The organism is Desulfobacter sp. (genome assembly GCF_050177295.1).
Window position 1 is genome coordinate 1 of sequence record NZ_JBFXHE010000153.1, and the last position, 9,472, is coordinate 9,472.

Genomic DNA, 9,472 nt, shown 5'->3' on the forward strand with positions numbered 1-9,472 from the left:
TTGGCAGGGTTAAAATTATTCACGGTTAAAAATTCAGATTCACCATGTATTTTAAAGTCACATATTCAGCCATTTATAACTGGAAAGGTTCAGGGACCGAACGGGAACAGAACGATCCAAACCTTATGGATTCATTTTGTCATTTGATCATTGCTCAAGAAGCAACTACCGAGGTCACCTGGATAACCCTAATCGATCAAGGCGAAGATACAGGTGTCCCGACAACCAACTGTATTCAATACATTGTCCCGAGAATTTGTGAAAGATTTAAATTGAAGATAACCAACCTACGTGTTTTTGAAGTCTGGCCGTACCATCAAGGAGACCCCAGGCTGAAATATACAGAAGTTGTGATATCCGATATAAGTTTTGACGATGACAATGAACGGGCGCTTCTAAATTCCTGGAGACCAACCGATGATAAGGATGCCAAGATACTGGATCAACTCATTAAGACAGTTGGTGATAAAGTCATCCGTGAGGAAGTTTAATGTTTTTTTCCGGTTTCCAGGATCAGGGTTGTAAAAAACGAGAGCCCATTCAATTTTCAGAGCCACCTACCCCAAAGAATAAAAATAAATGGGACAAAATTATTGACACCTTCATGGAAGGCCGTATTGACGAACTGAAACAAATATACAGAACCGGCGCCAGGGGAAGGATTTTTGAAGAATTGGTAAAGGAAGCACTCGACCTTCTTGGAATAAATTATAAACCAGAACCAGTATTTAAGCATGTAAAGCCTGACCCATGGTATGTTACTCTTTCGGCAAAGCATAAAGATTTGAAGCTAAGAACTCATGACTTTTATAATCCGGATTATCTGTTGCCAGATGGATCTTGGATAGAAGTCACCCTGTCGGAAAACACAGCTTTTCAAAAATTATTTAGGTACGGACATCAGGCTCCTTTTTTAAAAGTAGTCTGGATAGATGAGGACACCGGGCTTCACAAGACTATTTTTCAGGATTTTGAATTTCCAAATGCTGAAGTTCAAAATATTCAGGATTGGTTTCCTGATCTATTGTCCGTCTCAAATGGCAAAGAACTTGTTGATCGTTTTGAAGAACTCAAAAAACTTAAACATGTCATCGGATGACAGATGCCGGTTAAACTGGATATTGTAACATATGCAGGATAAAAAATAGTTTGGTGGTTCAATATGGCACATGCTACAGGAACAATGAAAAATGCAATCGGAATAGGCAACCCAGGGGAGCCTGTAATTAAAAGACCCCACCTTGGTGATCTTATTTTACAAAAATATGAAGGCATACTTCACACAGGGTTTGAGGATCTCGAACGGTTTGAACTGATTGACCGACTGGAAAAACCAGTCCTGGACTTTATTTTCACTGGAACCAAGAAAAAGATCCTTGAAGTATATGAGTTCCTTTCAGGGTATCCATATGCGTTTACCATAAGGACCAGAAAAGGATTTGATCTTTAGAGTTTACCAGACCGTGGGATGCGTAACGCTTATGTGTTCATTTCAAGGTTTCCCAAGATTATCCAGTTCATACAAAAATATGAATATGAGATCCCGGCAGATTTATGGGGTGTTATATTCGGATATCCGTTACCTGAAGTTCATCAGTTCACATATGATTGGGATACCTGGAACGAAAACCAAAAAAGAAAAAGAAAAAAGAGTTGAAACCCGGGCCGGTTTAAATGGGCCAAAACACAACATTACGCCTGGTAATCCTGCGTGTTTTCGGATCAGGGTTGGAGAACATTGATACCATTATTCAACGCTTAGGAAAAATTCAGATTAATAGGAATCAGGCACTGGGCAATAAATGTTATATTGAGCACTCGTCTATGGAGGGATCACACAAGAAGAACTTTGAAATGGGAGCTGTGCGATATCTCGATCAGGCAATAAAATGGCGAGGCACTGAAAAAATTCTATTTAGATATGCGGTTTGATTTCGGATTAATATAATGTATAAAATTTTGCAGCAGTTCCTTGTTCCCATTATGGCTGCTACCGTCAAAGACCAGATTGAGCACCGGAATCGGGTTGGGTATTGCATCGCCAAGCTGTCTTGCGATAATACCTGTATTTTCGTAGGCTGATGCAATTTCAAGAATACCGTTGGGGGCTGTCCGGGTGAATCGTTTGGCCAGGCGGTAGCGCCCGTTGCTGCCGGAAAAAAGCGGTAAAATATTGTCGGCATCAGCCTGCAGGGTTTCAGGATCTGGCTCAAAGGCGCCTGCGGCCCCCATTGCGCGGGCCACCCTGATCATCAGTTGCCGGCACTGGTCAAGACGGTTACGGACTTCGGGATGATCTGGGCGGCGGTTCCAGTCTTTCCATAACAGATAAAGCACTTCGCAGAGAGGCTGCCAACAGATCCGGCCCGGAATGGTATCCGTAAAAAACTGGTGATTAAAGGGATTGAAAACCACAGCCGGCTCACCTGTAACCAGAAGCTTTAATTCATCCGGAACCGGAGCAACAAAGGCGGCTGTACGGACGGCAAGATCAACCACAGCATCTTCATCCAGACGGTCTATGGATGCAATTACCTGTTTCAGGGTCGTTTTTCGGTCCCGGACCGGACCCGCCAGAACAATGTCACCCGCCACCAGAGGAAGGAAAAATTGTGAAAAAAAATCCGGGGCCAGAACGGCATCCTCCAAAAAGGGGGCATAGATGCGTGTGCCGGGAAAATCATCTCCAAGCAGGGATGCAATAACCTGGGCATAAAGCCCTTCCACTTCTGCGCCTTCGGTCTGGGGGATGAGAATGGACCCTGTTTGGCCTGTCATAGCCTGCTTTCTGGCATCCCCCATGAGGCTGACAAAGGAGAGATATTCCTTGGCGGCACTCAGCTGCTTGCCTTGCTCAAGGCTGTCTGAGTCAGTTGGACCCAGAAGCTTGGCCCGGACCCCTTTGGTTTTCAAAACGGCACAGGCCAGTTCAGAAAAGGGAAACAAGGAAGGAATGGCCAGGGGGCGGTCTTTGTCCAATGAACAGAGCAGACGGCCTGGTTTATCCGGGCGTACTTCGGAAACAGTTTTTTTGTCAAAACTCAAGACAAAGGCCTCCAGCCGGGTGATGATGCCCACCTTTGAACTGTGTTCATCCACCTCCAGGTGGAGAAAGGGTTTTCCTGCCATTTCCCTGCGGAAAATATGAAGCAGGGCCGTGTCCGGACCACATCCGTGATTGGTCAGGTAGACGGCAAAAAGGTCAGGGGTTTGCCGAATCTTTCTGGCACCGGCAAGAATGTGCTGGGCAAATGGCCAGTAGAGATTGGGATAATCTTTGTCCATTCCTTCTTCTTCGGCTTCCAGAACGAAAAAGGGCATAACCCGGTGTCCCATGGCAGAAAGGTGCTCCGGCACCGACATGTTCAGCACCGGGTCATTCATACCATAGGGCCGGGTGATAATAACAAAAACGGGAACGCCTGCAGGTATGGATGATAAAAAGGATTTGCCCAGGCGGACCAGGCTGCGGTTGTACCCCATAAAGGTAAAAGCGGCCTTTTGCATGGCCCGGATGGTGGACAGTTTTGATTTGCCCAGGGTTTTTCCCAGGTCCAGGATGGTTTGGGCAATGTACTTGGTGCCGAAGTTAAATGAAATCTGAGGACTGAGCAGTGTGACGCCCCTGCCTTTAAGATTCAGAGCATGTTCGGTCAGTTTGGCTGCGGTTTGAAAATAGAGACAGCCGTAGTCTTTTCTTGTCCAGGAACCGGTATGCTTCATGGTGAATACCCGGGGAAGAAAAATATAATCCACTCCTTTTTCAAGCAACGCCTCCACATGGCCGTTAATCAGTTTTACAGGGTAGCAGGTTTCTTCTAAAGCGGTCTCCCTGCTCTTGCTTACCATCTCCCTGTTTGTGGGATCAGAAAGAAGAACGTTGAAGCCAAGCTCTGTAAAGAACCGGTTGAACAGCACAAAGAGCTTGTGCAGAAACAGGACTCTGGGAATGCCGATGGTTGGACGGTTGGGAAACCGGTTGGGTTCAAAGCCTTTAAGAAACAAATCCCGGGACTGGGCCCAGATATCGGGCGCCTGTTCCAAGGGTTCCTGATGGTTTTGTGAGGCACTCCGGCGGGTCCCGGCAGTATCGGTGCTTGTACTTGCGGGAAAATCCCCGATGATACCGGATTCATACCTGGATTTGGACAGAAGTGCCGCCCCCAGAGCGCCGGTAACGCTGAAGTAGGGGGCGACGGTCACCGGACGGCCCAAAAGGGATCGGAAGGCATTGACGACCCCCTGGTTATGGGCGATACCGCCCTGGAGAAAAATATGGTCTCCCAGGGGACGGTCGCCGGCCACCCGGGTCAGGTAATTTCTAACAATGCTGTAGGCCAGGCCCGCCACGATGTCGGCCCTGGCCTCTCCACGGCCCAGGGCCTTGGAGAGCGCCCCTTCAATAAATACGGTGCAGCGCTCCCCAAGATCCAGAGGGGCTGCGGATTTAAGTGAAAGGGGGCCAAACTCCCGGAGATCCACCCCAATTTTTTTGGCCTGTTCTTCCAGAAATGAGCCGGTACCGGCGGCGCAGATGCGGTTCATCTCGAAATCCGTCACCACCTGGTTCTCAAGGCGGATAAATTTTGCGTCCTGGCCGCCGATTTCCAGGATGGTGTCTGCCTCCGGATGCTGGAACAGGGTACCTTCGGCCTGGGCCGTAATCTCGTTGACCACCAGGTCCGCCCCGATGGATTTGCCGGCCAGATAGCGCCCGGACCCGGTCACCCCTATGGACAAAAGGGAAAAATCCTTTCCCATCTGCTGTTTGAATTTCTCCATGCCCGAACGTACTGTTTCCACCGGGGTGCCCCGGGTACGCAGGTACTGCCAGTGCAATACCTGTTTGTCCGGGCTGATGAGCACAAGATTGGTGGATGTGGAGCCCACATCCACACCCAGATGCCCTGTTACAGGAGGGTGCGGCATTTTAACCGGGTGCAGCCCTTCCTGATCGTTTTCCCCGAAACCGGCCAGAGAGAGCATCGTGCCTTGGGATTCTGATCCCGGCATTCCCGCATTCGGAAACCGGCAGATCCGTGACAATTCCAGTACCTGTGCTGTCCCGGGAACCGAAAGGGCCGCCCCCATTGCGTTGGCGTAGGTATGTTGTGTATCCAAAAGGAAATCATCGGCAGACAGGTTGAAGATTTTGGCCAGAGCCTGGCGCATCCCGTGGATTTCCATGACCCGGCCGGCCAGGAACACCGGCGGGGAAACCGGATTGCGCTTGACCACGTTGGTCTTATAGTTTCTAACCATGGCATGGATCAGGCCAAGGAGAATGTCCGCCGTTTCAGCCCCATCCTGCTGCAAGTGGATCATATCGGTTTTGGAGAACACAGAGCAGCGTCCGGCAATGGGCAGCACCTTTGTTGCCTGCCGCGTCTGCCCGGACAGTCCGGAAATCGGTATGGCAAGGCGCTGGGCCTGTTCCTCAAGAAAAGAGCCCGTACCGGCCGCGCAGCTTGAGTTGAAAAAAAACCTCACCCGCGAGGCGTCCTTTTTTGAAAAGCCGGTAATAAAACTTGCCCGGGCCGCACCGATCTCCATGATGCACCCGGCGCCGGGAGCCATGGCAAGACACCCTTCCACTGCAGCCGGCACCATATCCGCCAGCACAACACTTTGGCCCGATGTCCTGCCGTCTACCTGCGACGTGTCGCACCTGTCCCCTGCGAATTGCCCTGCAGCCGCCTTTTTAATCTGTTCGGCAAAGGGTTCTGCCAGGCTGCCGGTCATTCCCAGCCGTATTCTTGGGAATTTTGAAACGATTTCAGAAAACAGGGTTTTCAGGCAGCCGCCCGGATCGCCTGAATGCTTTTGAAATATAGAGTACACCATGCGTTTATCCGCATCCAGAATTACCAGTTTGACGACACTGGCACCCATATCCACACCAAAAACAGGAACGGTCATCTTTTTATACTCTCCTTAAAAATGAACGCGCATACCGGCAAACATATAGGGGCCTGTATTTGATCCCAGTGACTTGTCCACGGATTCGTCCAGAATATTATTTACGCCGCCGTATAGCTCATACTGTTGTTTGCTGCCAAAGTGTTTGAGAAAACTGATATCAACAAGCTGGTAGGAACCGACTTTTTCCGTTTGGCTTTTGTACTGGCTGCCGATATGCCGTGCCGTAAGTGAAAGGCAAAGGGTCTGGGTGACCTGATAGTCCACGCCAATAGAAAATGTCCGGTCCGGGTTGTAGAGTAGATCTTCTCCGGTTTCACCGTCTTCGGTGGAAAGCTCCGTCCAATTGAAATCGGCAGTGACCCCATGTCCGAAATCATATCCCAGGTTCAGCTCAACGCCTTTGATATCAACATCCGGTTTATTCACATAGGTCTGGTAATCGTCACTTCCGTCATTGTCAACGTCCACCCGTTCGATTTCAATTTTATCGCTGACATCGTTGTAGAAGAGTACCACCTCGTAGTTGAAACGTTGATAGTCTCCGCCGATTCCAAGCTCGTAGCTTCTTAAAAATTCCGGGTTCAGTTCATGCACTGTGGTCTTGGTGCCGTATACAGCCTCAGCCCCGATCCGTGGAATATCGCCCGGTGTCGGAGCGACCACATAAAGTTCTGCGGTGTCCGGTGCACGGTAGCCCTCGGCGTAGTTCACACGGATCTTGAACATGGAAGAAAACTGTTTGGCCAGTCCGGCTTTAAAAGTGGCTTTGTTGTCAGCATCGGACATGTCATCGTACCGGGCACCGAATATGGCATTCAGGTCTTGGGTGATCTGCCATTCATCCTGGAGATAAGCCGCTTTAAAGCGCTGTGTGTCGTTTACAAACTCGTAACTTGTGGGATCGGGATTGATGGCGGCAGAATCCCGCGATATTTCCCGGTACTCGGCACCGCCCACCAGAAGGTGATCCGAGGTTGCTGCCCAGGTCGCCTCCCCTTCATATCCGGTGATATCCACATCCGCACTGAATTTAGTGTTCGTGGTTGCCGTAAAATTCTTTGCTCTGGTCTTGTTGCGTTTTTCATACTCCGACCGGTAGGCCCCTATCCGGCCTGTCAGGGTATCCGTAAATTTATATTTGATAGAGGTATCGGCATCTATTCTTTTGTTGTCGTCCTGGGAATCCACGGGGGTATCCAGAACCATGACGGCGGACGGGGTCTGTCCGGGCCGTGCCTTTTTGAATCCGCCGGTGTAAGTCCCCTCCCGGTTTTCTTCAAAGTAGTTCAGACCCGCCTGTGCACTTAAGGCATCTGTCAAATCGGCATCCAGGGAAATCCCTGTGGAAAAAACTTCCGAGGCGTCCCGGTAAGAAACGTCTACCTCTCCGGTTTCTCCGTGCTGGGGATCCGATGTGACCGGCATGCTGGTTTTTGGATTCAGGGCCTTTGATGAATAGGTCTCGGTTTCCGTATAGGGACGGGTCTTATTATAATTGGTATAAAGGGAATACCCCAATTTTCCCACCCGCCCCCGGGCATTGACGCCGGCCTTGTATGACTCTGAGTCTCCCTGGTCGTTCATCCCTGTGGAGACGTCCATATCCATGGCAAATTTTTCCCGGCCGGCCTTTTTGGTGATGATGTTGATCACCCCGCCCAGGGCATCTGATCCGTAAAGGGTGCTCATGGGGCCTTTAACAATTTCTATCCGCTCGATCATGCCGGCAGGAATTCTGTCCATTTCATAGGTACTCTGGGTTTCTCCTGCTATGCGCCTGCCGTCAATGAGCAACAGCGTGCCGTTGCCTCCCATGCCCCGGATGGAGATGGTGCTCTTGGATTTAGAGCTTGCATGGGCAAACTGGCCATATTGCAGGGTCAGGCCCGGGGTTTTTTCCATGATGTTTTTCAGGGTGGATGCGCCCATCATTTTTATATCCTCTGCTGTGATCACATCCACTGATGCCGTAAGGCCATCCGCCTCTTTTTCTGTTTTTGTTGCGGTGACCACCAGGGTTTCTTGCCGAACCGCTTTTTCTGCCAGAGCTGCGCCGGAACCCATGGAGATGAGTAGTGCCGCATACAGGCAGGCCGTCTTTTTTATTTTCATCTGAAGCCTCCTTTAACGCTCTCTATTTTAAATTTATCTTTTCAGATTGCTGCTTTTGAATCGCCATGGTGGCCCGCTTGAAATGGATCAGCTCCAAAAGGACGCCTTCGGGAGACTGATGAAATGCACTGATATACATGCCCATCCGCTGGGCGTGCATCTTGTCCCGGATAAGCCAGAAATATTCCTTTTGATCCAGAATTCCCTGTTCTTTAAGTTTGTCCGCAGACTTAATGAATCCGGCGGCCAGGTGATTGGCCTGGGCAACAATGTCGTCACAGGCGGCCAGATTTTCCCGGACCCGGGATTTGGCATGGCATTGGCTGCAGATCTCGACCATATTGTCTCGGTGTTCGGTCCATTCGGCCATATCAGGCCTGAAGCTGTCCGGGGCCAGAATGGGACCGAGCATTTCCACGGCACCTTTGACGGTCGCCTGGTCGGCGGCAACCTGTGGATCAGGTTCTTCGCCCCGAACCCCAAAAAAGCCCCAACTGGTTTTGACCATGTGATCCCCGCCCGGCATATGGCAGGTGGCACATGTGGGCACGCTTCCGTCCAGCCCCCGGGCGCGGTACAAGGCGCCGTGCCTTGAATTTCCATAGGCTTCATACTGGGGGTGGTTGCCCATGTGGCAGGGAAGACAGGCTTCGGGTTTGCGCGCCTCCCGGGCGGAGAACCTGTGGCTGCCGTGACAGGCGTTGCACTGCCCTCCGTCCTTGCAGATGCTATTGTGGCAGGTGGCACAGGATTTATCAAAAATACCCGGAGCATGGGCTTTTACCTTTTTTCCCATGGCGGAGATGGAGAGTGCGACTTCGGCTTTGCCGTGTTTGCCCATGGTGAACCGTTTTGCCTGATCTTTGTGGCACGTCCCACACACCTTGATATTCGGCATGACAGCCTTTTTTGAATCGGTCTCATTGGTGTGTGCCGAACCGTGGCACTGGGTGCAATCCATGCCGGATACCGCCATACTGGACAGCTCCCAATCTTTAACCAGGGAGGGGTTGAGTTTCCGGTGGCACTCGATGCATTCACAGGCGGCATTGGTCCGGGCAAAGGCCGCCTGTATCCAATGGGCAAGAAATACCGTTACCAGTATCCCAATTACAAAAAATTGCTTTTTATTCATTGGAATCCCTATCCTTTTGGAACGAGGCCGAAAATTCAATGACTTCAATCACCCGGTCCGGCTGGTCAAACAATTGTTTGACCATATTCTGAAATCGACTTGGGAAAGTCTTCTTGTCTTCCGGTGTAGCATTCGGACCAATGGCGGTCATCAGGATGGCTTTAGGGTTTACCGCCTTTTCAGGATGATAGTTGACGCCGACCTGTCTGTTTGTGTCCAACCGGGTAAACCGGATATCCGTATCAATGGGGGCATTGTAAAAAAGCAGATTTCTCCGGTTGAACCGCCCCCCGGGAAGCCCTC

At 50.4% G+C, this 9,472-nt stretch carries 7 protein-coding genes; 3 read left to right on the forward strand and 4 right to left on the reverse strand.

The genetic code is table 11. The features are described 5' to 3' along the window. Nucleotides 1-44 precede the first annotated feature (44 nt). The 3 genes from AB7U36_RS12000 (at nt 45) to AB7U36_RS12010 (ending at nt 1,450) form a co-directional block, all read left to right on the forward strand. Entirely contained in the window at nt 45-491 is a 447-nt protein-coding gene (locus tag AB7U36_RS12000; RefSeq protein WP_428160010.1) for a hypothetical protein, read from the forward strand. Further along, complete coding sequence (locus tag AB7U36_RS12005) at nt 491-1,099, forward strand: hypothetical protein (RefSeq protein WP_428160011.1); 609 nt, start codon at nt 491-493, stop codon at nt 1,097-1,099. The genes AB7U36_RS12000 and AB7U36_RS12005 overlap by 1 nt, the downstream gene beginning before the upstream one ends. Nucleotides 1,100-1,162: 63 nt before the next feature. Continuing rightward, nucleotides 1,163-1,450, forward strand: coding sequence for a hypothetical protein (locus tag AB7U36_RS12010; protein ID WP_428160012.1), 288 nt, complete (start codon nt 1,163-1,165; stop codon nt 1,448-1,450). Nucleotides 1,451-1,911: 461 nt separating this feature from the next. On the opposite strand, the gene AB7U36_RS12015 is transcribed toward AB7U36_RS12010, so the two are convergent. The 4 genes from AB7U36_RS12015 to AB7U36_RS12030 all read right to left on the reverse strand — a co-directional run. Next, the gene (locus tag AB7U36_RS12015) at nt 1,912-5,919 is read right to left on the reverse strand and encodes an acyl-CoA dehydratase activase (RefSeq protein ID WP_428160013.1); all 4,008 of its coding nucleotides are present in this window, start codon (nt 5,917-5,919) and stop codon (nt 1,912-1,914) included. 15 nt (nt 5,920-5,934) lie between these two features. Beyond that, nucleotides 5,935-8,034, reverse strand: coding sequence for a TonB-dependent receptor plug domain-containing protein (locus tag AB7U36_RS12020; RefSeq protein WP_428160014.1), 2,100 nt, complete (start codon nt 8,032-8,034; stop codon nt 5,935-5,937). A 22-nt stretch (nt 8,035-8,056) separates the two neighbouring features. Beyond that, a complete protein-coding gene (locus AB7U36_RS12025) occupies nt 8,057-9,169 on the reverse strand; it encodes a multiheme c-type cytochrome (RefSeq protein ID WP_428160015.1) in 1,113 nt (370 codons plus the stop codon). Beyond that, on the reverse strand, nt 9,162-9,472 hold a 311-nt coding region (locus AB7U36_RS12030; RefSeq protein ID WP_428160016.1), incomplete at its 5' end, for a hypothetical protein. The genes AB7U36_RS12025 and AB7U36_RS12030, both read right to left, overlap by 8 nt.

Bases quoted from the DNA above. Each gene is read 5' to 3' on its own strand.
- AB7U36_RS12000 (WP_428160010.1), top strand. From the start codon at position 45: ATGTATTTTAAAGTCACATATTCAGCCATTTATAACTGGAAAGGTTCA.
- AB7U36_RS12005 (WP_428160011.1), top strand. From the start codon at position 491: ATGTTTTTTTCCGGTTTCCAGGATCAGGGTTGTAAAAAACGAGAGCCC.
- AB7U36_RS12010 (WP_428160012.1), top strand. From the start codon at position 1,163: ATGGCACATGCTACAGGAACAATGAAAAATGCAATCGGAATAGGCAAC.
- AB7U36_RS12015 (WP_428160013.1), bottom strand. From the start codon at position 5,919: ATGACCGTTCCTGTTTTTGGTGTGGATATGGGTGCCAGTGTCGTCAAA.
- AB7U36_RS12020 (WP_428160014.1), bottom strand. From the start codon at position 8,034: ATGAAAATAAAAAAGACGGCCTGCCTGTATGCGGCACTACTCATCTCC.
- AB7U36_RS12025 (WP_428160015.1), bottom strand. From the start codon at position 9,169: ATGAATAAAAAGCAATTTTTTGTAATTGGGATACTGGTAACGGTATTT.